21 protein-coding genes are annotated in these 23,163 nt (G+C 60.8%); 10 read left to right on the top strand and 11 right to left on the bottom strand.

Annotated elements, in window-relative coordinates; translation table 11 throughout:
• From repA to repC, 3 genes are all read left to right on the top strand, one after another.
• The gene (gene repA / locus RG540_RS22470) at positions 1-1,194 is read left to right on the top strand and encodes a plasmid partitioning protein RepA (RefSeq protein ID WP_041363724.1); all 1,194 of its coding nucleotides are present in this window, start codon (positions 1-3) and stop codon (positions 1,192-1,194) included.
• Positions 1,195-1,198: 4 nt separating this feature from the next.
• Positions 1,199-2,200 (top strand): plasmid partitioning protein RepB, encoded by a 1,002-nt coding sequence (gene repB, locus RG540_RS22475; protein WP_041363725.1) that lies wholly within the window; start codon positions 1,199-1,201, stop codon positions 2,198-2,200.
• Between the two features lie 153 nt (positions 2,201-2,353).
• The gene (repC, locus tag RG540_RS22480; RefSeq protein WP_041363727.1) at positions 2,354-3,628 is read left to right on the top strand and encodes a plasmid replication protein RepC; all 1,275 of its coding nucleotides are present in this window, start codon (positions 2,354-2,356) and stop codon (positions 3,626-3,628) included.
• A gap of 200 nt (positions 3,629-3,828) precedes the next feature.
• On the opposite strand, the gene RG540_RS22485 is transcribed toward repC, so the two are convergent.
• Positions 3,829-5,703 (bottom strand): HAMP domain-containing methyl-accepting chemotaxis protein, encoded by a 1,875-nt coding sequence (locus RG540_RS22485; protein WP_041363729.1) that lies wholly within the window; start codon positions 5,701-5,703, stop codon positions 3,829-3,831.
• 563 nt (positions 5,704-6,266) lie between these two features.
• On the opposite strand from RG540_RS22485, the gene RG540_RS22490 reads away from it, so the two are divergent.
• From RG540_RS22490 to RG540_RS22500, 3 genes are all read left to right on the top strand, one after another.
• Positions 6,267-7,574, top strand: a complete 1,308-nt coding sequence (locus RG540_RS22490) for a diguanylate cyclase domain-containing protein (RefSeq protein WP_244446739.1) — start codon at positions 6,267-6,269, stop codon at positions 7,572-7,574.
• Positions 7,575-7,769: 195 nt separating this feature from the next.
• A complete protein-coding gene (locus RG540_RS22495; RefSeq protein WP_041363732.1) occupies positions 7,770-8,492 on the top strand; it encodes a glutathione binding-like protein in 723 nt (240 codons plus the stop codon).
• 71 nt (positions 8,493-8,563) lie between these two features.
• Positions 8,564-9,223: a peroxiredoxin gene (locus tag RG540_RS22500; protein ID WP_041363734.1), complete on the top strand. Its 660-nt coding sequence runs from the start codon at positions 8,564-8,566 to the stop codon at positions 9,221-9,223.
• Positions 9,224-9,318: 95 nt separating this feature from the next.
• Here RG540_RS22500 and RG540_RS22505 read toward each other — a convergent pair whose 3' ends face one another.
• Both RG540_RS22505 and RG540_RS22510 read right to left on the bottom strand, forming a co-directional pair.
• The gene (locus tag RG540_RS22505; protein ID WP_041363736.1) at positions 9,319-9,510 is read right to left on the bottom strand and encodes a hypothetical protein; all 192 of its coding nucleotides are present in this window, start codon (positions 9,508-9,510) and stop codon (positions 9,319-9,321) included.
• Between the two features lie 173 nt (positions 9,511-9,683).
• Entirely contained in the window at positions 9,684-11,003 is a 1,320-nt protein-coding gene (locus RG540_RS22510; protein ID WP_041363738.1) for an LLM class flavin-dependent oxidoreductase, read from the bottom strand.
• Positions 11,004-11,272: 269 nt separating this feature from the next.
• Here RG540_RS22510 and RG540_RS22515 point away from each other — a divergent pair, with 269 nt between their 5' ends.
• A complete protein-coding gene (locus RG540_RS22515; protein WP_041363739.1) occupies positions 11,273-12,490 on the top strand; it encodes an SfnB family sulfur acquisition oxidoreductase in 1,218 nt (405 codons plus the stop codon).
• A 60-nt stretch (positions 12,491-12,550) separates the two neighbouring features.
• Here the strand turns inward: RG540_RS22515 and RG540_RS22520 are convergent, their stop codons facing one another.
• Positions 12,551-13,006 carry an RrF2 family transcriptional regulator gene (locus RG540_RS22520; protein ID WP_041363741.1) on the bottom strand — a complete coding sequence of 152 codons (456 nt, stop codon included), beginning with the start codon at positions 13,004-13,006 and terminating at the stop codon, positions 12,551-12,553.
• Positions 13,007-13,119: 113 nt separating this feature from the next.
• A complete protein-coding gene (locus tag RG540_RS22525) occupies positions 13,120-14,352 on the bottom strand; it encodes a M24 family metallopeptidase (RefSeq protein ID WP_041363743.1) in 1,233 nt (410 codons plus the stop codon).
• A gap of 261 nt (positions 14,353-14,613) precedes the next feature.
• Here RG540_RS22525 and RG540_RS22530 point away from each other — a divergent pair, with 261 nt between their 5' ends.
• The 3 genes from RG540_RS22530 (at position 14,614) to RG540_RS33200 (ending at position 15,672) form a co-directional block, all read left to right on the top strand.
• A complete protein-coding gene (locus RG540_RS22530; RefSeq protein WP_041363744.1) occupies positions 14,614-14,802 on the top strand; it encodes an ABC transporter ATP-binding protein in 189 nt (62 codons plus the stop codon).
• 27 nt (positions 14,803-14,829) lie between these two features.
• Complete coding sequence (locus tag RG540_RS33195; RefSeq protein WP_244446740.1) at positions 14,830-15,120, top strand: nitroreductase family protein; 291 nt, start codon at positions 14,830-14,832, stop codon at positions 15,118-15,120.
• 66 nt (positions 15,121-15,186) lie between these two features.
• The gene (locus RG540_RS33200; RefSeq protein ID WP_244446741.1) at positions 15,187-15,672 is read left to right on the top strand and encodes a nitroreductase family protein; all 486 of its coding nucleotides are present in this window, start codon (positions 15,187-15,189) and stop codon (positions 15,670-15,672) included.
• Positions 15,673-15,688: 16 nt separating this feature from the next.
• Here the strand turns inward: RG540_RS33200 and RG540_RS22540 are convergent, their stop codons facing one another.
• From RG540_RS22540 to RG540_RS31210, 6 genes are all read right to left on the bottom strand, one after another.
• Positions 15,689-16,759, bottom strand: coding sequence for an ABC transporter ATP-binding protein (locus tag RG540_RS22540; protein WP_041363746.1), 1,071 nt, complete (start codon positions 16,757-16,759; stop codon positions 15,689-15,691).
• The gene (locus RG540_RS22545; protein WP_051909685.1) at positions 16,759-18,507 is read right to left on the bottom strand and encodes an ABC transporter permease; all 1,749 of its coding nucleotides are present in this window, start codon (positions 18,505-18,507) and stop codon (positions 16,759-16,761) included. The genes RG540_RS22540 and RG540_RS22545 overlap by 1 nt, the downstream gene beginning before the upstream one ends.
• A 95-nt stretch (positions 18,508-18,602) precedes the next feature.
• The gene (locus RG540_RS22550) at positions 18,603-19,652 is read right to left on the bottom strand and encodes an ABC transporter substrate-binding protein (protein ID WP_051900239.1); all 1,050 of its coding nucleotides are present in this window, start codon (positions 19,650-19,652) and stop codon (positions 18,603-18,605) included.
• 112 nt (positions 19,653-19,764) lie between these two features.
• A complete protein-coding gene (locus tag RG540_RS22555; RefSeq protein WP_041363747.1) occupies positions 19,765-20,454 on the bottom strand; it encodes a GntR family transcriptional regulator in 690 nt (229 codons plus the stop codon).
• A 4-nt stretch (positions 20,455-20,458) separates the two neighbouring features.
• Entirely contained in the window at positions 20,459-21,436 is a 978-nt protein-coding gene (locus RG540_RS22560; RefSeq protein ID WP_046599264.1) for an NAD(P)/FAD-dependent oxidoreductase, read from the bottom strand.
• Positions 21,437-21,438: 2 nt separating this feature from the next.
• Complete coding sequence (locus tag RG540_RS31210; protein WP_051909687.1) at positions 21,439-23,106, bottom strand: UGSC family (seleno)protein; 1,668 nt, start codon at positions 23,104-23,106, stop codon at positions 21,439-21,441.
• Positions 23,107-23,163 lie beyond the last annotated feature (57 nt).

Genomic DNA, 23,163 nt, shown 5'->3' on the forward strand with positions numbered 1-23,163 from the left:
ATGCAACCGAGTCTTGTTATCCAGGACGATCAAGAGCATCTTCCTTCACTTCTGGCAACAGATGCGCAGGAGCTGTCCTATCAGCTCCAACAGCATCAAGCGAAGATCTTTCCGCCTCTTTCCCAAAAGACGATGCGGGTCTTCTCTCCTGCCGAAGCCGCAGGCTTCATAGGCATTGGCGAAGGTTATCTCCGGCAGGTCGCTGCCGAAGGCCATGGCCCAAGTCCCCTCGCCAATGGGCGTCGCCTTTATGGCGCGGATGATATGGACCGGATCCGCCGGGTTCTTGATGAAAGAAACGGCACCCCGAAATATGTCCCGGCCCGCAAGGGCGCCGACAAGCTTCAAATCGTATCGGTCATGAACTTCAAGGGCGGTTCGGGGAAAACGACCACGGCTGCGCATCTGGCGCAATATCTGGCCCTGAGAGGCTACCGGGTGCTGGCCGTCGATCTCGATCCGCAGGCTTCTCTTTCCGCCTTGTTCGGCCATCAGCCGGAACTGGATGTCGGAGAAGCTGAGACGCTCTACGGTGCGATCCGTTATGAAGATCCGCGGCCGATCGCCGACATAGTGCGCGCCACTTATACGCCCAATCTACATCTGATCCCCGGAAATCTGGAACTCATGGAGTTCGAACATGAGACGCCCAAGGCAATGGCATCCGGCACGGCGGAGACGATGTTCTTTGCCCGGATAGGCGAGGCCCTGACCGAGATCGAAAGCCTCTACGATGTGGTGGTCGTCGATTGCCCGCCGCAGCTCGGGTTTCTGACGATGTCGGCGCTCTGCGCGGCGACATCCGTGTTGATCACCGTGCACCCGCAAATGCTCGACGTCATGTCGATGTCCCAGTTCCTGACCATGACGAGCGAGCTCATGTCCGTGGTCGAAAGGGCCGGAGGCCGGACGAGTTACGATTGGATGCGCTATCTCGTCACGAGATTCGAACCCAATGACGGTCCGCAAAGCCAGATGACCGGCTTTATGCGTGCGATTTTCGGAAACCGCATGCTTCAAAACGCGATGCTGAAATCGACTGCCATCGCCGATGCCGGGGTGACCAAGCAAACGCTGTACGAAGTGGAACGATCGCTATTCGTGCGAGGCACATACGATCGGGCCTGGGAGTCGCTCAATCTCGTCAATTCGGAGATCGAGGCTCATATCCGAGCCACATGGGGAAGGAAGTAACTAGATGGCCAGAAAGAACCTCATCGAAATTTCCTCTTCCAGCGCGACGCGCCCCGAACCGGTGGCTCCGAGGGACAACCGGCCTATTGCCGGTTTTGTGCCACAAGCCCGCAATTCCGCGCCTGTGGGCGGGATTACCAGGACGCTCGGCAATATCACCGAAAAGGTCGAACGGGCGAACGATCTTGAACGGCAGCTGGCCAAGGGTCAGATCGTCGTCGAGATCGATCCCGTCCTGATTGACGCTTCCTTCGTCGAGGATCGACTGGAGATCGACCCCGTTCGGCTGAACGAACTTGTGGAGCAGATCCGCGAACATGGCCAGCAGGTGCCCATCCTTGTGCGGCCGCATCCGCAGGCAAAAGGCCGTTATCAGGTCGCCTACGGCCATCGCAGGCTGGCCGCCACAAAGACACTCGGCCTCGGTGTGCGGGCAGTGGTCCGCGATCTCACGGATGACCAGCTGGTGGTCAGCCAGGGGCAGGAAAACAGCGCCCGGACGGATTTATCCTATATCGAGCGGGCTCTTTTCGCCCTGCGGCTCGAACAACGAGGTTTTACCCGCGATATTATCATGGCGGCGCTGGGGGTGGACAAGGCGGCGCTCTCCAAGATGCTGATCGTGACGCGGCAGGTGCCTATCACCCTGATTACAGCCATCGGAGCTGCGCCGGAGATCGGTCGCAGGCGCTGGCTGGAGTTGGGCGAACGCCTTGAGACTGTGGAGTCTGATGTCGTTCTGGCGCAGTTGTCCGCGGACAACTCCGGACAGCTGTCAAGCGACGAGCGCTTCCATCGGGCTCTAGCCCTTGCCTCGAAAAGGCCGGCACAGACAACAGCCCCTGCAGCCAAGGTGCAGATTTCCGGAGTTCCGGTCCAGTTCAAGAAGACCGCATCGAGCGCAACCTTCGTCTTCGACAACAAGGCGGCGCCTGGGTTCGATCAGTTCGTGCAGGAGAGGCTCGAAAGCCTCTTTGCAGAATTCCAACAAAACAAAGGAGCGTAAACCGCAAAAGAAAAAGGCCCCCAAGCGACAAAGTCGTGGAAGCCCTTCTCAGATCTTAGCAAATCAAGAATCGCATTTCCTCGAATCACTGTCAAGAGTTTAGGCGCCGTTTGGGCGAGTGGATTTCTTTTGCCTTAGCGAAAGTGAAGGCAGATGGAGAACAGGTATGTAACGACGCCCTTTGGGCGGCGGGCGATGTCGCTTGGCATGCTGGCAAGTCAGCAGCTCGCCGAGAAAATTGAACCCGGAACTAGCCGTAACAAATGGAAACTGTTCAGGGCGGTCTGCGAAGCAAGACCGCCGCTGGGCGTAACGGATCGTGCGTTGACGGTGCTCGACGCGCTGTTGACCTTCTACCCGGATGACGAGATTTCCGAGGCACGAGGCCTGGTAGTCTTTCCTTCAAACGCACAGCTTTCCCTCCGAGCCCGCGGCATGACCGCCGCAACCCTCAGGCGGCACCTTGCCGTCCTCATCGAGGCCGGCCTGATCCTGCGAAAGGATAGCCCCAACGGCAAACGTTATGCGCGGCGCAGCAGGGCCGGAGAGATCAATGAAGCGTTCGGCTTCAGCTTGGCTCCGCTTCTGGCGCGTGCTGTCGAGATCGAGAGCCTTGCCGCCCAGGTGATTGCCGAGCGTGAGTTGCTGCGGATTACCCGGGACCGGCTCACTGTCTGCCGCCGCGATGTCGCAAAACTGATCACGGCGGCCTCCCAAGACGGTGTCCCGGGTGACTGGGGGGCGATCCTGGATATCTTCCGAACGCTGGTGGCGCGGATTCCACGTGTCGCCACAGTCAAAAACCTTTCCCCCATCCTGGAAGACATGGCGACCTTGCGCTCGAAGATCATCAACCTTCTGGAAATGTGGATAAAAACAGAAAAAATCGACGCCAGTGAGTCTCAAATTGAGCGCCACAAACAGAATTCCAAACTTAAATACAATAATGAATCTGAACCTCGCCTCGAGATGAAACGTGCCGCGCCGTCGTCGGATGATCCCGAACCGCTGAGTGAACCGGTCGAAAGCAGGCAAAACAGGCAAATACCGACCCATACGGAGGCCTCAGCAGTCAAATCCATGCAATCCTTCCCGCTTGGGCTCGTGCTACAGTCCTGCCCGCAGATCGCCGACTACGGGCCAGGCGGCAGGATCGACAACTGGCGCGACCTGATGGCTGCCGCTGTCGTTGTTCGAACGATGCTGGGGATTACGTCCTCTGCCTACGAAGAGGCGTGCACGGCGATGGGACGAGAAAATGCGGCGACTGTCCTTGCCTGCATTCTCGAGAGGGGAGAGCAGATCAGTTCGGCGGGTGGCTATCTGCGCGATCTAACCCGACGAACCGAAAAAGGCGAGTTTGCTGTCGGTCCAATGTTGATGGCGCTTGCACGAGCGGGTGTTCGCCGTGGAAAACTGGCTGCTTAAGCGTAACATTGGTATCTGGAAGTCCACAGCCCCGGAAAAATCCTTCCCGACCTCACCGACAGGGTGTGCGCTTATGTCCGAAAAGCGGCTCGAAACCGCGCATGGGAGTTATAGGTGACTGGACAACGGCCGGTAAGTTCATGCAGGAATCGTTAGCCGGTCGACTGCGCATTCGCGCGCGCTCGATCCGAGGCGCCGTATCATCTTTGCACGACACGGCGCGGAGGGGTGACCTCGACTGGCCAGTTGTTTTGCAAGGAACGAACGTGCGATTGGGCGACCGTACCCTTGTTGCTCTCCAGCTGAAACTGATTGACCAGGTTTCGCAGACGGCTCGCCTCGGACGACAAGGAAGCGACAGCGGCCGTTGATTGTTCGACCATCGCCGCGTTCTGCTGCGTCGCCTGGTCCATGTGATTAACCGCGGTATTGATCTCAGCAAGCCCGGTCGACTGCTCGCGCGCCGACGTGGCAATCGCGTCCATGACTTGATTGATCTGGACCACGTATTCGCCAATCGACTTCAGCGAAATTCCGGTTTCGAGAACCAGTTTCACGCCGTTTTCCACTTCGGTCGATGATTTTTGGATAAGTCCTTTGATTTCCTTGGCCGCTTGAGCGGCGCGCTGGGCAAGCTCGCGGACTTCCTGTGCGACGACCGCGAAACCTTTGCCCGCTTCACCCGCGCGGGCGGCCTCAACGCCGGCGTTGAGTGCCAAAAGGTTCGTCTGGAAGGCAATCTCATCGATTACGCCAATGATGTTCGAAATCTGCTGCGAACTGTCTTCGATGCGCCGCATGGCTTTCTCGGCTTCCGATACGACCGCCGCTGATCGCTGGGCACTGACATTGGCTTCCGAAGCCACGTTGCGTGCCTCGTCGGTGCGTTTCGTCGACATCGCGACATTGGACGTGATCTCGTCCAATGCAGCAGCCGTCTCCTCGAGCGAAGCTGCCTGTTGTTCAGTGCGCTTGGAAAGGTCGTGGGCCGCGGATGCGATCTCACCCGTCCCATTGTCTATGCTGTGCACCGTCTGCAGCACCGCGCCTATCGTCGTCCCCAATTGCCGAAGGGAAGCGTTGAAGTCTTCGCGCAATGTCTCGTATTCGGCCGCAAATTGTTCCGAAAGCTGGAATGAAATATCACCCGCCGCAAGGCGCTGGAGACCTCCACCCAATGTCGTGGTCGCGAAGCGCAACTGTTCGGCCTCCCGGTCGGCGCGCTGCTGGGCTGCAGCGCGTGATGCTTCCATCTCGCTGCGCGATGCCTCCGCTTCGTTCTCGAGCCTGACAACATTGAGGGCATTCTGCCGGAAGATTTCAACGGCACCGGCCATTTCGCCAACTTCGTCAGCGCGACCGGCATAGGGAATATCGCTTTCGAGGTCTCCATCCGACAGTTGTTTCATGGCAGATGTGATCCTCCGGATCGGATTGGCGACGCCGGAGATTGCAAATACGATACCAGCCAGCACGATCAGCACTGCGAGCACGGCGATTGCCGCGGTCAATGCGAAAGCGGACTTCGCGGAGGCATCGCTGGCCGCCACGAAGCCTTCAGCCTGGCTGAGAATGAAGGTGGCCAGGTTTGTTATTCCCTTGTTCACCAGCTCGGCTTGCGATTCCATATCCTTCTTGAATAAAATGACCGCTTCAGGTGTTTTTCCGGCGTCATCAAGCGCGACCATTTGCTCCGCCAAGCGGCGATATTTGCTAAGCTCCGGCTTGATCTGATTGATCAGTTCCCGTCCGCGCTCCGTGCGAACACCCTTTTCATATTCGGCAACCACCTTTTCGACGGCGGCAACGGCAGCATCGATTTTCCGCTTCCCGATGCTCTGCTCCTCTGCCGTATCGTCGAGGATGTACTGGGCATAAACAAGTTTGAGATCAAGAAAATTGCCTTTGATCTCTCGGGCCGTCATCAACCGCTGAATCCAGAAGGTCCCGATCTGCTCCGCATTGGCGCTGAGCGTCGAGATCGTGCTGAGCGAGATATAGGATAAACCTATCATGAAGATACTGATGATCGACAGCTTTAGGACGAGGGCTTGCTTGATGCTCGGGCGTTTCATGCTGCGGCTCTCCGATCAGAGGCTCTTGGGGGTGACCTGATTGCGGTCATAACAAAATGTCGCACTAGATCGATAATTTAATATTAACTAAAATACGTCGGGATTTCGGTCTGGATATCTGGACGTAGAAGATCGCTTTCACGACCTCGCAACAGATCCTCCGAGCGGGTGCCTGTTATTTATAAGCGTCTATATGCGCTACTTGAACTTTAGCGATTTATTTCATCCTTCCCGCTAACCTCTCATCTGAAATTGTTCCGGTCGAATAGGCAGTGCTTGAGGAAGCTATGCTTGGTGCGGAAATGATGCTCTTGTTGGAATCTTGTCCACTTGCCGCGCTCATGGTGAACGCAGCGGGTTTTGTCATGTTTGCGAATGCCGAGGCCTGCACACTCTTTGACGAAGCAGACACGCTGAATGGCACGAACGTTGCCGATCTCTTGGCCGGATGGCCACTCGATAAGCCAGATGGTTCACCGGTTCTCTTGCGCAGCAGGGCGGGAGAAACTCGAAGCTGCAACATCAGAGTTTCGCCATGTTCCGGTTCGGGTGAACCGATCACCGTGGTCTGGATAGAAGTTGGCGGACCGGAAAAATCCGCCGGGCTTGCCGTTCGGGAAGCCAATCTTCGTCTGCGATATGTCATCGAGATGTTGCCGCAGGCCGTCTGTGTCTTCGACGCCAAGGACCGATACGTCCTTTGGAATCAGAAATACGCCGAACTCTACGCAGATATCGCCGAATACCTGACGCCCGGGATTCCGTTCGAGGAGATTTTGAAGATCAGCCTTGCGGGCGGCAGCATCCAGGAAGTCGTGCTGGACCAGAATGCCTGGCTTAGCGAACGCATGGCCAAGTTTCGTCAGGTCGCATCCCAGGAAGAGCGGCAAATGAAGGATGGGCGATGGTTGCGCTACGACGATCGCCGCACGCCGGATGGCGGCGCCATCGGAATGCGCATAGACATCACCAGTCTCAAGCAGCGCGAGGAATGGCTTCGGCAATTGTTCGAAGCAAACCCGATGCCGATGCTGCTCTGCGACGGCGACAGCCTTGCGATCCTTGAAGCTAACCACGCGGCGCTTCAATTCTACGGCTACGAGAGATCGGTCCTTCTGGCCAAAGCCGTTTGCGACATGCACGCCGAAGGCCAGGGTGAGGAGTTCGCCGCCAGGCTTCGCAATCTCGACGGGGACTGCGAAGCCCGCACGGTCTGGCGGCAGCGAACGGCGAAGGGTCGGGAACACCACGTCCTCATCTATGTCCGGCTGCTCCACGAGGGTGGCGACCGGCGGCTGTTGCTGACGATCGCCGACGTCAGCGACCGGGTGCTGGCAGAGGCCGAGGCCAACCGGTTGGCGCATCATGATGTTCTGACCGGCCTTCCGAACCGGATGCAATTCTACAAAGCTCTCGATGAGGCCCTCAAACCCCAGGCGGACGAGGGCCTTGTCGTCGTCTACTGCCTCGACCTCGACGGATTCAAGCCGGTCAACGACACGTTCGGCCATGCCGCCGGCGACGAGGTTTTAAAGATGGCCGGTGAGCGGCTGCTTTCGGCTGCAGCCGGACATCTGGTGGCCCGCCTCGGCGGCGACGAATTTGCCATTCTCGTGAAGACCACGGGCCAAGCAGATACCGACCTTGCGGAACGGTGCATATCGGCCTTCAGCGCACCTTTCCAGATCAAGGGTTTTTCGATCGGTATTGGCGTCAGCATCGGCATCGCTGCCGCAAGTGTCACCGACGGCGATCGTGAAACGCTTGTTCAGACCGCAGACCGTGCGCTTTACCGGGCAAAGTCGAGCGGGCGCAACACCTGGCGGATCGCCGGAGACGAGCTGATGCCAGCGCTGATGACTGCGGGTTGACGCCAAGGGAATGTTTTCGCCCCGGCGACGGCTGTCGCCGCCTTCGATCTCGCGGATGATGGAACTCGCCAAAACTCCACCTGCTTTGGAAAGCTACACTCTCTCGCACCGGCATTTTGGAACAAACGGGGTCGGCCTCGGCTTTGGAAGAGGATAGTATCCGGTCAGCACGATCGGAAATGCTGGGAGCTTCGAATGATCGATCTTTATTATTGGCCGACGCCCAACGGCAAGAAAGTCTCGATTTTCCTGGAGGAAACCGGCACGCCCTATAAGGTGATCCCGGTGCAGATTTCTCGCGGCGATCAGTTCAAGCCGGAGTTCCTGAAGATCAATCCCAATCATCGCATGCCAGCAATCGTCGACCACCAGCCGGCCGACGGCGGAGCGCCGATCAGCGTGTTCGAATCCGGTGCAATCCTCTTCTATCTCGCCGAAAAGACCGGCAAGCTCTGGCCGCAGGATTTGCGTACTAAATACGAAGTGGCCCAATGGGTCATCTGGCAGGTGGCCAACCAGGGACCGAAGCTCGGCGAAGCCGGGCATTTCCGCCGTTTGGGTGATCGCGAGGGCAACCAGTCCTACGCGGTGCGCCGCTTCACCGACGAGGCCAACCGTCTCTACGGCGTGCTGAATATGCGGCTGCGCGACCGTCCCTATCTCGCCGGCGACCAGTTTACGATCGCCGACATCATCAGCTATCCGTGGACCGTCGGCTGGCAGGCGCAGGGCCAGGACATCAACGAGTTCAAGCATTTCAAGCGCTGGTTCGACGACCTGAGCACACGGCCCGGCGTCCAGCGGGGGCTTGCTGTCGGCGCGGACCTCGCCGTCGACAATACCAAACTGCCGCCGGAGGAGCAGGAGCGAATCCGCAAGATCCTCTATAATCAACGGGCAATACCGGTCGCCGATTAGTCGGCCGGCTGCTAGAGTCCCGGCCATCCAAAAATGCGCAATCGATAGAAACAATTCAAGGGAGCCAAGACATGAGCCTTCGTATCAACGACATCGCGCCGGATTTCACCGCCGAAACCACCCAGGGCACGATCCATTTCCACGACTGGATCGGCAGCGGCTGGGCCGTGCTGTTTTCCCATCCGAAGAACTTTACGCCGGTCTGCACGACCGAACTCGGCGCCATGGCCGGCCTTGAGGGGGAATTTAGAAAGCGTGGGGTTAAGATCATCGGCATCTCCGTCGATCCGGTCGAAAGCCACGGCAAGTGGAAGGACGACATCAAGACGGCGACCGGTTTCGACGTCGAATATCCGCTGATCGGCGACCGCGATCTCAAGATCGCCAAGCTCTATGACATGCTGCCGGCCGGCGCGGGCGAAAGCTCGGAAGGCCGCACGCCTGCCGACAATGCGACGGTGCGTTCGGTTTACGTCATCGGCCCGGACAAGAAGATCAAGCTGATCCTCACCTATCCGATGACCACCGGCCGTAACTTCAACGAAATCCTGCGGGCGATCGACTCGATCCAGCTCACCGCCAAACACCAGGTGGCGACGCCGGCCAATTGGCAGCAGGGTGAGGACGTGATCATCACCGCCGCCGTTTCCAACGAGGATGCGATCACCCGCTTCGGTTCGTTCGATACGGTCCTGCCCTACCTGCGCAAGACCAAGCAGCCCACGGCCTGATATCGTTCCATCCAGACAAAAAGGCCGGCGGAGCAGATCGCTTCGCCGGCCTTTTGATGCGTTCCAGGAAACTGCCTCGCGCGGGACGAACCGTCTCAATAGACGGGATACATGCCCCAGAAAAAGCTTTCCGAATGTTCGCGATCGGGATCGCGGTTTTTGTCACCATCCTCGCGCACCTTTTCAAGCGGCGTGCGCTCGGTGCTTTCTGTGTCTGCCTTGCCCGGCGCCCGCCGGCTCAGTCCGAACAGATCAAACCCAAACAGGGATAAGCCACCAGCGATCATCGTCAGCCTCCGGTCGGTTGAACATCATGCCCGCTAACTTTCGGGCCAAACTCTGCTCGGGTCAATGTAGTCTATCAAAACCCTATACTAATTCGTCAACGGGATGGAAACTATTATGTCCGAAATGTGGCAGTTGGCGAAATGCCGATCTTTGCAAGAGCACACGCGTGTCTTCAGGCGAAGAAACGGTTGGCCGGCCGTGGCAGGCCGAGATGGTCGCGAAGCGTCGATCCTTCGTAGTCGGTGCGGAAGATGCTGCGGCGCTGGAGTTCCGGAATAAGCCGCTGCGTCACGTCGTCCAGGCCCTGCGGCAGGTAGGGGAAAACAACCGTAAAGCCGTCGCTTGCCTCTTCCGAAAGCCAGGTCTGCATCTCGTCGGCAATGGTTTGCGGCGTGCCGACAAAGGCGAGGCCGGAATAACCGCCGTAACGCTGGGCGAGCTGGCGCACCGTCAGCTTTTCCTGTTCGGCGAGCTTCAGGACCTGGGCGCGGCCGGACTTGCTGGCGTTGGTCTCCGGAATGTCCGGCAACGGACCGTCCGGATCGAAACCGGAAGCGTCGTAGCCAAGCGCGATCGACAGCGAGGCGATGGCGCTGTCGTAATGCACCAGGCTGTCGAGTTTCGCGCGCTTCGCCTTCGCTTCCTCGATGGTATCGCCGACGACGATGAACGCGGCCGGCAGGATCTTCAGATGGTCTGGATTGCGCGAGGCGGCGACCATGCGGCCCTTGATATCCCCATAAAGCGCCTTGGCAGCGGAAAGATCGCGTGGCGAACAGAAGACCAGTTCGGCGGTCTCGGCCGCAAGCTGGCGTCCCGGTTCCGATTGTCCGGCCTGGACGATCACCGGCCAGCCTTGCACCGGCCGGGCGATATTGAGCGGCCCGCGCACGCTGAGTTCCTCACCCTTGTGGTCCAGCACATGCATCTTCTCCGGATCGAAGAAGATGCCGCTTTGCTGATCGCGGATGAAGGCGTCGTCCGCAAAACTGTCCCACAATCCGGTGACGACGTCGTAGAACTCGCGCGCCCGCTTGTAGCGCTCGCCGTGCTCCACATGTTCGTCGAGACCGAAATTACGGGCCGAATCCGGGTTGGACGTGGTGACGATGTTCCATGCGGCGCGGCCGTTGCTGATATGGTCGAGCGAGGCGAACCGGCGGGCGACGTGATAGGGTTCGTCGAAAGTGGTCGAGGCGGTCGCCGCAAGGCCGATCTTCTCGGTGACGGCAGCCAGCGCCGAGAGCAGCGTGAACGGCTCAAACGACGTCACGGTATGGCTGCGCTTCAGCGCTTCGACCGGCATGTTCAGCACCGCGAGATGATCGGCCATGAAGAAGGCGTCGAACTTGGCAGCCTCCAGCTTCTGGATGAAGGACTTGATATGCCCGAAATTGAAATTGGCATCCGGATAGGCGCCGGGATATCGCCAGGCGCCGGTATGCAGGCTGACGGGACGCATGAAGGCGGTAAGGTGGAGTGGTCTTGCCATGGGACGACGCTCTTGTAGGGTGAGAAACGGCTGATCGGCTTAAAGTAGGCATTCCCGTTTCACATGCTAAGCAACGTTGTTGCGCCGATTGCATCGTCCCGGAGAAATTCTCTCTCCTTCCGCTCAACTTAGCGTGACAATCCGCAAATCTCTCTCTTCGGCCACCAAAAGAGAAAATTCACTTCGTTCGACGCGTGCAATTAAAGCTTTATTCCTTCTCCCCGCCTCCGTGGCGTGGCTCAATGACGGACTTGATCCGGGAGGCGCGCATGAGCAGGGTTTTCCATTTGGCAGGAAAGATCAGAGCAGTGGCTCCGTACCTCGCGACAGAGGACCAGGCGATCGACGTAGCCAAGGGGCTTTCGGCGCGGATTGCCGAAGGATCGAGCCACCGCGACCGGCAGCGACTGCTTCCGCATGACGAGATGGAATTGGTCGCCCAGTCAGGGCTGCTGGGGATAACCGTGCCCGCCGAATATGGTGGCGCCGACATTTCCAACGCCTTCCTGGCGGAGGTCATCGCCATTCTGTCGGAGGCCGATGCATCTGTCGGACAGATCCCGCAGAACCATTTTTCCATTCTCGAAGCTTTGCGTCTTTCCGGCAACGAGGAGCAGAAAAAATATTTCTTCGCCCGGGCGCTTGCCGGAGAGCATTTCGGCAATGCCCTTGCCGAGTCCGGAACGAAGGCTGCGGGCGATATCGAAACCCGGCTTGTGTCGGAAGGTGTCGGCTATCGTATCACCGGCCGCAAATATTATTCGACGGGCGCGCTGTTTGCCGACTGGGTGGCCATCTTCGGTCTCGATCCCGAAGGCAAAGCGGTCATGGCGATCGTGCCGCGCGATGCGGAAGGGCTGACGATCGTCGACGATTGGGACGGGTTCGGCCAGCGCACCACGGCCAGCGGCACCGTGCTGATCGACAATGTATACGTCTCGCCGGACTCGGTCATCAGCTACTACCGGAGTTTCGAACGGCATGCGCCGCTCGGCTCGCTTGGCCAGTTGCTGCATGCCGCCGTCGATCTGGGGATTGCGCGCGCCGCCTTTGCCGACATGGTCGGCTTCGTGCGCAGCAAATCCCGCGGCATCCGCAATGTCGGCATCGAGACGGCAAGTGCCGATCCGCTGACCATCGCGCGGACCGGCTCGATCGCCGTCAAACTGGAAGCCGCGAGCGCCGTTCTGGAACGAGCCGGTCGCAAGGTCGATGTCGCCCAGATCAACCCGTCCTCGGAGACTGCGATCGAGGCCTCGCTTTCCGTCGCTGCCGCAAAGATCCTGACGACGGAGGCAGCACTCGACGCGACCAACGGTCTGTTCGAACTCGCCGGAACGTCTGCGACCAAGGAGGACCTGAACCTCGACCGCCATTGGCGCAACGCCCGCACCCATACGGTGCACGATCCGGTGCGCTGGAAACATCACGCGATCGGTGATTTTCACCTGAACGGCAACGTCCCGCGGCCGAACGGACAGTTCTGAAGGACTGCTGCGCAAAAAGGCGCAGCGGTTTGCGGCGGCGTCAGGCGAACCGGTTGAATTCTATTTGCTGCCGGCCTGCGCGTCGTCGAGAACGCCGCTCGAGCGTTTGGCGACCATCTGTTCCAGCGTCATGTTATCGAGGACCGCAGCGATCGCGTCGCGCACTTCCGTCATCGAATGGCGGATCTGACAGTCTTCCGGGTGGTCGCAATCGTCGCAGGGCTCGAACGCCGTCTTGCTGGCGCAGCGGATCGGCGCCAGCGGACCGTCCAAGATGCGGACCGCCTGGCCGACATAGATCTGCGAAGCGGGCTTGGACAGCGCATAACCGCCGCCAGGCCCTTTTTTCGAGCGCAGCATGCCGCCCTTGCGCAGTTCGAGCAGGATCGCATCAAGAAATTTTTTGGAAATATTGTTCTGTTGGGCGATGTCGCTGACGAAGGCGGTCTTGCCGGGTTCAAGCTGCGCAAGGTGGACAAGCGCCTTCAGTCCGTATTTTCCCTTTTTCGTCAGCATCGAAGATCGAAATTCCGCCTCGCCCGTGTCCTTTCCCCGGCGTCCCCGCCGCGGTTGTGACATCCGATACAGGACCGGCGCCAAAGGTTCAATGTCGGTTTGCGTGTCTTGCTCTAATCTGCCGAAAGATCGCGCAACGTCCGCGGCAGCCTATTCATGCATTCGGCCCCCGTTTCGGCGATCAGGAACTGATCCTCGATCATCAGCGCGCCGATACCCTGTCCGTAGAACGGCGTCTCCAGCGCCACCACCATGCTCGGCTGGATGATTTCCCGATTGCCGGCGGAGAAGAACGGCCATTCCTCGATGCCGATGCTGCCGCCGACCGAATGGCCGAAATGGCCGCGATCATATTCTGCAAAGCCGTCCTTGCGCATCGAGGCGAGCATGGCCGCATGCACAGCGCCGAACGTATTGCCGGGACGAAGTTCATCGAGCCCGGTTGCGAAAGCGTTTTCCAGCGCCTTGAAGATTTCGCGCGACAATGGCGATGCACGGCCATGGGTGAAGGTGCGTGCGCCGTCCGAGGAATAGCCGTCGACCAGCGTTCCGACATCGGCCTTGATCAGCGCGCCCGGGGTCACGACCGCCGACATGTCCGAAAGATCGGCGCCGACCGAGATGAAATCCCAGTGGCCGCTCAGCCCGAAGCCGCCTTCCGCCGCGGCTGCCTGGGCGCCCGCCTTCCAGGCGCAAGAGAGTTCAGTAAGCTGTGCACCGGGTTTCACCGCCCCCGCCATGCGGACGAGCCCGGCTTCCGCAGCCTTGGCGGCACGACGCAGCCGTTCGATCTCGCGCGGCGACTTGATGGCCCGTAGGCGGCGCAGCGCGTCCGAGCCATCGGTCCAGGTCACCGTCGGCAAAGCCAGTTTCAGGGCCTCGAAATCGGCGGCCGGCATGAATTCCAGGTCGGCACCGATCCGTGCCCGATCAAGGCCACGCTCGTTCAGCAGATCGCCGAGCAGGCCGAAACATACGGACCGATCGAACGTTTCCGGCCGAGGTCCGAAAGACCCGAGCCGGCGATAGGCCTCGTTGATCTGCTCAACGCTCTCGGCTCCCGTCAGATCGAGCATGTCGATCCAGCCGCGATGGGTGCGCAGGTCCACGTCTGCCGCAGCCTTGCGGATCGAGCCGGCGGCGTGGTCGCTGGCGATCGCAGCCAGACCGGTCGCGGCATCGGCCGGCACAAGCGCGATTGCGGCACCCGCCCTGCCCCACATGGTTGCCACACCGGCCGGCGCACCCACCGCATACCGAAAGGCTTCGGGCTGGAAGATTACCAGGGCGTCGAGGCCGGCTTGCTCCATCAGACGCTCTGCATAGCGGCGGTCGATATCACTCATCGCGTTCTCCAAATCCGTCTTTTCTCGAGGCCTTAGCCGGCCTCCGGTCAAATCGCCAGCGGTTGGAACAAAATTCCTGAATGCTGTCGTGGCGGCGAAGAGCATTTCCCGCCGGTGCCCAAAATCACCCTCCGCCACCCTTCCGGCTGAGAGCGACTGAGATGTTCTCCGCGCCGGTATACAATGGCTGAAAATGGCCGGCATGATCAGGGAGTTTAAGATGACCGGTTTGACGATCCAATCGTCGAACTGCTCAGGCAGTTGTCGAAGACGGTGACGCTGGTGCTCGTCTCCCACGATATCGGGCTCGTCGCCTCGCTCTGCGAGGAAACCATCATCCTCGAAAGCGGCAAGATCGTCGAAAGCGGCAGGACCCGAGATACCCTCGCCGCTCCTCGTCATGCCTACACGCAAAAGCTCTTGTCCAGCATTCCCCGCATGCCGGCCTGATCCCTTTCCTCTCCAAAGGAGTTTTCGATGTCCATTTCCCGCTTCGCCTTCGCCGCTGAAACTGCCTCCACCCCGGTCGATCTTCTGCGCCAGCGTTATGGATCGGATCAGCCGGCCTCGACGGCGGAGTGGAACACGGCGCTCGAGGCGATCCTTTCGCACCGTTCCGTTCGCACCTATCTGCCGAAACCAGTGCCTGAAAGCGTGCTGCATCTGATCGTCGCGGCGGCCCAATCGGCGCCGACCTCCTCCGGCCTGCAGGCCTGGAGCGTCGTGGCGGTCGAGGCCCCGAACGGCGGAAAAAGCTTGCCGAACTAGCCTCCCCCAATCCGCAGATCATCTCGGCACCCGCTCTTCCTCGTCTGGATCGCCGATCTCTCGCGGTTGAGGAAAATCACCACCGAACAGGGCAAGACCGGAGAAGGCTTCGACTATCTCGAAAGCTTCCTGCTGGCGACGCTTGCCGCTCAGAATGCGCTGGTCGCGCTCGAATCGCTTGGTCTCGGCACCTGCTATATCGGTGGCATTCGCAACCATCCCGCCGAAGTGGGCGAACTGCTCGGCTTGCCGCCGGAGGCCTTGGCAGTGTTCGGAATGACGGTCGGATACCCAGACCCGGCGGTCGGGACCGAGGTCAAGGCGCGCCTGCCGCAATCCCTCGTGCTTCATCGCGAGCAATATCAGGCAGCACCGCCGGAAGCGGATCTCGCCACCTACGATGACACGATGCGGCCCTTTCAGACCGGCCAGGGCATGGCGGTGCCCGGCTGGACCAGTGTCGTCGTGAGCCGCATTGCCGACGCACCGGCCTTGAAAGGCCGGCACGTGCTGCTCGATGTGGTGCGACGGATGGGTTTCAAGGTGAAATAGCGGGGCAGGCAGGCCCTCAATCCACGATCGGGACGATCTGCGCGGGATCAATCTGCAGCCAGGCCGGCGCGCCGACCTCGAAGACGTCCGCTGGCGGCGCGGCGACACGGAATTGCAATCCGCTGTCCGTCGACTGGAAGACGTAGTCCCAGGTCTCGCCAAGGAACGAGGATTGCCGCACCGAGCCTTGCAGGTTGATGGCCTTTTCCCGGGGAGCCTCGATTGCGGAAAGCTTCATCGCCTGCGGCCGGATGGAGACGGTGATCGGGCCGCCGCCAGAAACCTCTTCGCCGATCATTGCCCGCGGCACACTGAAGCCCGCAAAGTCGATCATGTGGTTGCCGCAATTGCCGGAGAGGAAATTGGTGCGGCCGATGAAGCTCGCCACAAACCGGGTCTTCGGCCGGCTGTAGAGCGCGTAAGGGCTGTCGATCTGTTCGAGGCGGCCGTTGTTCATCACAGCGATACGGTCCGAAGTCACCATCGCCTCTCCCTGGTCGTGGGTGACATAGACCGAGGTGATCTTGAACTCGTCATGCATGCGCTTAATTTCGAAACGCATTTCTTCGCGAAGGTTGGCGTCGAGGTTCGAGAGCGGCTCGTCGAGCAGCAGTACGGCCGGACGGATAACCACGGCGCGGGCGAGCGCGACACGCTGCTGTTGGCCCCCGGAAAGCTCGGCCGGGTAACGGTCGGCGAGATGGCTCATCCGCACGGTTTCCAGCACCGCGCCGACGCGCTTCTTGACTTCATCGCTCGGCAGCTTGCGCAGGTTGAGGCCGAAGGCGACGTTCTGCGACACCGTCATGTTCGGCCAGATCGCGTAGGACTGGAAGATCATCGACATGCCGCGCTTTTCCGGCGGCACGGAGCCTGATGGTGCCGACAATATTTTACCGTCGAGCTCGATCGAGCCGGAGGTGGGGTCGATGAAGCCTGCGATCATCCGGAGCGTCGTCGTCTTGCCGCAGCCGGAAGGGCCGAGCAGCGAGACGAATTCGCCGGGCTTGATATGCAGGTCGAAATCCAGAACCGCATCGACGGCACCGAAACGGCGACCGAGTTTCCTGAGGACAAGTCCGTCCATTAGCTTCTCCTCAACATGAAGTCGCGGCCGAGATAACGCATCCCGATGGCGACGACTGCGACAATGATGATCAATAACAGGGAGCCCAGCGCCGCGAGCTTTTCGAGCTCGCCTTCTTCGCTGAGATCGAGCAGCACGACGGAAACGACGCGCGTGGTGGGACCGACCAGGAAGATGGCGGTCGAGAGTTCCTGGGCGGCCGGCACGAAGATCAGCAGCCAGCCGCCGGCGAGCGTCCGCTTCAACAGCGGCCCGACCACATGCCTGAGCGCCGTCACCCGTCCGCCGCCGAGAATGCGCACCGCCTCCTCCATTTCCGGATGGATGCTGCGCACGCCGGCCGAGCTGGTGGTGAAGGCGATCGGCAGGAAGCGGGTAACGAAGGCAAGCGCCATGATCGTATAGGTGCCGTAGAGCGCGATCGGCGGCAGGGCGTAAGCCGCATAAAAACCGATGGCGAGCACGATGCCGGGCACCACATAGGGCGAGACCGCCAGGAAGGCGAGCAGGCCCGAGAACGGGATCAGCTTGCGCTGGACGATATAGGCGATGAACAGCGCCAGCGTGATTGCCACCGTCGCTGCCACGATGCCGAGGCCGATGCTGCCGACCAGCGCCTTTTGCGAGCTCGAATGCTCGAAGAGCACGTAGTGGAAATTGGAAAGCGTCAGGTTGCTGAACGAGAAGCCGGCCGTCCAGGAATCGGAGAAGGCAGCGAGAAGCAGCACGAACATCGGCATTAGCACCGACAGCGCCACGACGCAGAAACAATAGGCAAACAGCACCCAGCGCCACCTGCCGAGCTTGACGATGCGGCGCTCGCCGCCCTTGCCGCTGACCGAGACGTAACCCTTGCGACGCAGGATCAGCTTCTGCAGCCCGAGCATCGCGGCGGTGATCAGCAGCAGCGGGATCGAATAGGCGGCGGCCACCTGGATCCGCAGCGGGAACGAGAAGAACTCGGTGAGTTGGATCACCACGACCGGGTAGCGCGCCGGGATCGAGATCAGCGCTGGCACGCCGTAGAGCGCAATCGCACCGAGGAAGGACAGAAGAGCCGAGCCGATGATCGCCGGCATGACCAGCGGGAACGTCACCTTCATGGCCGTCTTGAACGGGCCGGCGCCGAGGATGTTGGCAGCGTCCTCCATCTCCGAATTGATCATCTCGAAGGCCGAACTCACCAGCACGAAGACGAGGAAAAAGCCGCCGATCGCGGTGACCAGCACCAGTCCGCCGAAGGAGAAGATGTTGACCAGCGGCTCGGTGGAACCGGAAAGGCTGTGCCAGACGCGGTTGATCCAGCCGGTATTGGGGCCAGCGAGCAGGATCCAGCCGACGCCGGCGAGATAGGGCGGCATGATGAAGGCGCCGAACACGCTGTAGCGCACGAAATTGCGGCCCGGCATATCGGTGCGGGTGCAGGCCCAGGCGAGCGGCACGCCGAAGGCCAGTTTCAGCACGACGACGACGGCCCCCATCTTCAGCGTATTGGTGAGCGCCGTGATGTGGCGTTCCTTGCCATAGGCCTCGACATAGTTGTGAAGCGTCCAGCCGCCCGTTTTGGCATCGGTGAAACTGGAGACGACGAGCGTCCACATCGGCGCGACGATCAACACGACCAGGATGCCGGCCAGGAACACCCAGAGCAGATTGGCCGGCTGTAGCCGCTGGCGCCAGGGCACGCGCACCTTCACCGGCTGGTCGTCTGACCAGGTGGTGGCTACGGGATGGGAAACACTCGTCATGATCGGCGCTCGCTTTGTCACTGGAGGCGTCGGAAACAGGTCACGCCGCCAGGCGTGATGGACGGAGGCCAGATGTTGCCGGCCTCCGATACGGTTCAGATCCCGAACGTGTCGCGGAACTTCTCCTGCACCTCAGGCAGCTTCTTGATGCCGTCGGCCGTCGCGATCGACTTCGTCTTATAGCTGTTGAGCGGACGCATGCCTTCGGCAAGCGGCACGCCGGCCCGAAGCGGGTAGCGGTAGTCCTTGGCGAAGTATTCTGCGATTTCCGGTCCGAGCAGGAAGTTCTCGAACAAACGTGCGGCATTCGGATGCGGCGCATCCTTCATGATCGCTGTTGCCGAGGGCGGCAGCAGTGCGCCGTCGGTCGGGTAGATGACGCCGATCGGCACCTTCTTGAGGATCGAGTCCGACAGGATCAGCGGCAGCGGCGCCAGTGCCACCTTGCGCTCGCCCGAGGCGACAAGGTTATGCCCATCGGCCACCGAGCGGCCGATCTGTGGCTTGTTCTTCTCGATCTTGGTGAAGAAATCCCAGCCGTAGAGGTCGTTCATCAGGATGGTCCATAGCCCAACACTGCCGGAGAAGCTCGGATGGCCGATGGCCACCTGGCCCTTCCATTTCGGATCGGCAAGATCGGTCCAGTTCTTCGGGGCTTCCGCCTCGGTCACCAGCTTGGTGTTGTAGGCGATGACGAGAGGCGAGACGCCGGATGTAATCCAGTAGTTCTCCTTGTCGGCGAGCGCCCGAAGCTCCGGCACCATGTCCTTGAGGTTTTCCGGGGCGAACTGGGCAAGCGCGCCTTGTTCTTTCAGCTGCAGCATCTGGCCGTCGTCATTGGTCGACATCAGGTCGCCCTGCACCGCTTTTGCCTGCAGTTCCTGCACGAGGCGCTGGAAGATGACCTGGCCGGAGGCACGCACGACGTTGCAGCCGACGCCGGCATATTTCGCCTTGAACAGGCCGCACATGCCGTCGGCGAACTCGGTGGTCGTCTGCGAGACGTACCAAGTGACCGAACCTTCCTTTTTGGCGGCGTCGTAAAGCTGCTTTTCGCCGGCCGTCATTTCAGCCGCGCCGGCAAGACCGGCTGCCAGCAAGAATGCCGGAACCAGGCCGGCCACATAGGTAATGGCATGCTTCATGATCTCTCCTCCCTTTGATCCGGCCCATTGCCGGCGACAAGCTCGACCCTCCCGAGCTTAGAAATTCACGTTTTCCTTCCGCCGCAATCGATCCCGGTGGCGATGTTCCTCATCATTCGCCGGGGATCAGCTGGCGTTCCACCGGGCGCATCAGCGCCAGGAAGTCGCTGAAATATTCGCCCTGGATGACGACATGGTTGCGCATTGCATCGCGGGCGCGGGCGTCGTCTCGGTCCCGGATCGCTGCAAGCACCTCGTCGTGCTCGGACAACGAACTGTTGACGCGTCCGGGCACCCGCAGCTGCAGGCGCCGATAGGGCTTCAGCCGTCGCTGCAGCGCATGGGCATTTTCCGCCAGAAAGCCGTTGCCGCTCGCCTCGTAGATCACCCGGTGGAATTCCGCGTTGGCGTAATAATAATCGTCCGAATTGCCGGCCTGTTGGGCGGTGGCGCAGGCGGCTTGCGCCTCCTCGAGCAATTTCAGCTGTTCCGGGCGGATGCGGCGAGCGGCAAGCCGGGCGCACATCGCCTCCAGTTCGCCCATCACCTCGAACATTTCGACAAGCTCGGTGATCGTCAGCTGGGTGACGAAGGCGCCGCGATTGGGCACCATTCTGATGAGGCCCATGGTGCTCAGCTGGATCAACGCCTCGCGCACCGGCGTGCGGGACACCTGATGGCGGGCCGCAAGCCCCGCTTCGTCGAGCCTGTCGCCGGGGGAATAGAAACCGGTGACGATATCCTGCTCGATCGCGTCGCGAACGCTCGGTTTGCCCTGTTTGCCTTTGAGCAGCACGTTCATGGGCCTATCCTGCCGATGCGGCCGCGATATCACGCGGTCCTGCCTGTTGGGTATTACCCTGACGCTGTGCCAGATGGCGCACCGCGGAAATTGCTGCCGTCACGCCGTCGCCTGCCGAGGCCGCCAGATGCGCGACCGAGCGGGCTCGGATGTCGCCGGCCGCGAAAATGCCCGGCACAGATGTCTGCATGTCGAGATCGACAACGATCCGGCCATCGGCCGCGAGCGTTACCGTGTCGTTGAGGAAAGACGTATTGGGCTCAAGTCCGACATAAACGAAGACGCCATGGCAGGGGAGATCGCTCTCTGCGCCCGTCGAAAGATCGCGGACGGTTATGGCGCTGACGCCGCCTTCGCCGCGGATCGCGGTCGCCACCGTGTTCAGTCTGACTTCGATGTTGGAGGCTTCCCGTGCTTTCGCCTGCAATGCGGCGCTGGCACGGAGGCGCAAACCGCGGTGGATGACCGTGATGCGGGCAGCATGAGGGACCAGCGCCAGCGCTTCGTCGAGTGCGGAATCCCCGCCGCCGAGGATGCACACGTCCTTGCCGCGCATCAATGGTCCGTCGCAGGAAGCGCAATGGGAAACGCCGCGCCCTTCGAATTCCGCCTCGCCCGGAATGCCGAGCGTGCGCTTGGCCGAGCCGGCCGCTATGATCACTGCGCCTGCCGTCAGATCGAGATCGCTACCCGCGATGCGGAAGCCGGTATCCGTCTTCGAGATGGTCTCGATCGTATCGAGCGCGAATTCGACGCCGGCCTCGTCCGCCTGCATCTGCAGCATCGGGCCGAGTTCGAAACCGGACATGCCCTCGGCTGGCCCCGGGAAATTGTCGATGCGGTCGACATTGATCACCTGGCCGCCGGCACCGAGCATGTCGATGATCATCGTGCGGGCACCGTGGCGGGCAGCAGCGATGGCTGCATTGAGCCCCGCCACGCCGGCGCCGATCACGGCGATATCGTGGTCGTTCGCGCTCATCGTCAGCGCCAATCGTCGACGGAAACGGTCGTGCGGTAATGCGCGCCGTAGATCTGCCAGTAGCCGTTGGACTCGCCGCCGACGACCACGACATTGATATCCTGCGGGCGGAAGATATGGATAAGTTCGTCCTTGCCGGGCTTCAGCTTGCCCGCCATCGGTTCCTCGCCGAAGGTTGCGCGCGGATAGATGTAGTTCTGGACGAGCTGCAGATCCCAGTAACGGCCGGCCGGCATCTGCGCCGTCTCATAGATGAAGTCGAGCAGATCCTGCTTGTTCACGAACCCGCCGCGATCGATGAACTGCCTGGCGCAGATCGGGTCGAGCACCAACGTCGGCGCGGTGATCGCATCGGTGCCGAGCAGCATGTCGCGCACGTGCTCGCGCCAATATTCCTTGCGCAGGCCAAGGCTGAAGGTCGTGGAACGGCAGCCGTGAAAAATGCTGACGGTGCTCGTCCCGGCGTCGAAACCCTTCTGCACATGCAGCGGCTCCCACGGACTGCGCTCCTCGTTTTCCGCGAAGGTGAGGTTGTTGTAGGTATAATTGTTGCCGAGCGAGCCCATGAAGGTTTCGCCGACAACCGAGCCGCCCTGCAGGTTCTGCGACAGGAGCCCGAAGGCGCGACCGATCGTGGCATTGGCATGGCTGTAGGGGCCGAGCGCGCCAACGCCGCAGTTCATGCCGATCTCGTTGCGAACAGGTCCGTTGACGACGGCCATAGCCGCTGCCGAAGAAGAGGTCGATCCACGCGCGGAGACCTGAGCCGCCGCCAATGCCAGGATGACCGGAAAATACTCGGGCGACGCGCCGGCCATGACGGCGTTCACGGCGACCTTCTCGACCGTGTATTCCCACAGGCCGCGATTGGTGGTCGGCTGCATATGGCCGACGACCTCGTCCGGCTTGCGGGAGGTCGCCGCCAGCATGTCGGCGACGCGGGCGTCGGTCGGCAGGATGATCGGCAGCTTGTCGGTCCAGCTGTTGCGCAGGAACGTGGCGTGGAGATTGTCTTCCGTGTCCGGTTCAATGAGGCGCGGCGTGCTGCGCTCGAACTGCGCATCCTCGGCGCTCGCCGAAAGGCCAACGGTCAAAGCCGCGATGATTTCCTTCATCACCGGTTTTCCGCTGAGCGGATCCGTGCCTTCCACATAGGCGCGCAGCTCTTCCGGCGTCTTGCCCATTACCGGCTGCGGCACGAAGACCAGCGGCTGCTGCGAAAGCCCGCCCATCTTGGCGACGGAGCGGACGACCTTGTCGAATTTTTCGGTATGAATGGCTGCGGTCGGTACGCCGTATTTGGTTTCCAGCGTGATCGCATGGGTGGTGACGGCCGGTGCGCAGGTGCTGCAATGGCCGACGCCGATAATCGCGGCATGGCCGTTCGCCTTGATCTCTTCCCAGAGCTGCGGGTCGTCCTTGGAATAGGTGTTCGCCATCTGGCGAATCCGCACGTCCACGGAGGGCATGTTGCGTGCAAACCAGGCCTCGACCTCCTTCAGGAGCTCGACGGAATCGTCAAAGCGGCTGTCGACCAGATAGACGACCTTGCCGTCGAGGCTTGTCGGGCGGTCGGCCGGCTGCTTGCGGCTGACCTTGGGCGGATAGCCCATCGGATTGTGGACGGTGACGAGCGGCTGAGCGCTGTCCGGTTTTCCCTGTTGCAACATCCCACTTCCTCCCGAAATGTTCCGTGCTCGTATGCAATCATAGTCCACGCGTATACA

The organism is Neorhizobium galegae bv. orientalis str. HAMBI 540 (assembly GCF_000731315.1).
GTDB classification, from domain to species: domain Bacteria; phylum Pseudomonadota; class Alphaproteobacteria; order Rhizobiales; family Rhizobiaceae; genus Neorhizobium; species Neorhizobium galegae.

Coding starts and splice junctions, on each gene's coding strand:
- repA (WP_041363724.1), top strand. CDS start 1: ATGCAACCGAGTCTTGTTATCCAGGACGATCAAGAGCATCTTCCTTCA.
- repB (WP_041363725.1), top strand. CDS start 1,199: ATGGCCAGAAAGAACCTCATCGAAATTTCCTCTTCCAGCGCGACGCGC.
- repC (WP_041363727.1), top strand. CDS start 2,354: ATGGAGAACAGGTATGTAACGACGCCCTTTGGGCGGCGGGCGATGTCG.
- RG540_RS22485 (WP_041363729.1), bottom strand. CDS start 5,703: ATGAAACGCCCGAGCATCAAGCAAGCCCTCGTCCTAAAGCTGTCGATC.
- RG540_RS22495 (WP_041363732.1), top strand. CDS start 7,770: ATGATCGATCTTTATTATTGGCCGACGCCCAACGGCAAGAAAGTCTCG.
- RG540_RS22500 (WP_041363734.1), top strand. CDS start 8,564: ATGAGCCTTCGTATCAACGACATCGCGCCGGATTTCACCGCCGAAACC.
- RG540_RS22505 (WP_041363736.1), bottom strand. CDS start 9,510: ATGATCGCTGGTGGCTTATCCCTGTTTGGGTTTGATCTGTTCGGACTG.
- RG540_RS22510 (WP_041363738.1), bottom strand. CDS start 11,003: ATGGCAAGACCACTCCACCTTACCGCCTTCATGCGTCCCGTCAGCCTG.
- RG540_RS22515 (WP_041363739.1), top strand. CDS start 11,273: ATGAGCAGGGTTTTCCATTTGGCAGGAAAGATCAGAGCAGTGGCTCCG.
- RG540_RS22520 (WP_041363741.1), bottom strand. CDS start 13,006: ATGCTGACGAAAAAGGGAAAATACGGACTGAAGGCGCTTGTCCACCTT.
- RG540_RS22525 (WP_041363743.1), bottom strand. CDS start 14,352: ATGAGTGATATCGACCGCCGCTATGCAGAGCGTCTGATGGAGCAAGCC.
- RG540_RS33195 (WP_244446740.1), top strand. CDS start 14,830: ATGTCCATTTCCCGCTTCGCCTTCGCCGCTGAAACTGCCTCCACCCCG.
- RG540_RS22540 (WP_041363746.1), bottom strand. CDS start 16,759: ATGGACGGACTTGTCCTCAGGAAACTCGGTCGCCGTTTCGGTGCCGTC.
- RG540_RS22545 (WP_051909685.1), bottom strand. CDS start 18,507: ATGACGAGTGTTTCCCATCCCGTAGCCACCACCTGGTCAGACGACCAG.
- RG540_RS22550 (WP_051900239.1), bottom strand. CDS start 19,652: ATGAAGCATGCCATTACCTATGTGGCCGGCCTGGTTCCGGCATTCTTG.
- RG540_RS22555 (WP_041363747.1), bottom strand. CDS start 20,454: ATGAACGTGCTGCTCAAAGGCAAACAGGGCAAACCGAGCGTTCGCGAC.
- RG540_RS22560 (WP_046599264.1), bottom strand. CDS start 21,436: ATGAGCGCGAACGACCACGATATCGCCGTGATCGGCGCCGGCGTGGCG.
- RG540_RS31210 (WP_051909687.1), bottom strand. CDS start 23,106: ATGTTGCAACAGGGAAAACCGGACAGCGCTCAGCCGCTCGTCACCGTC.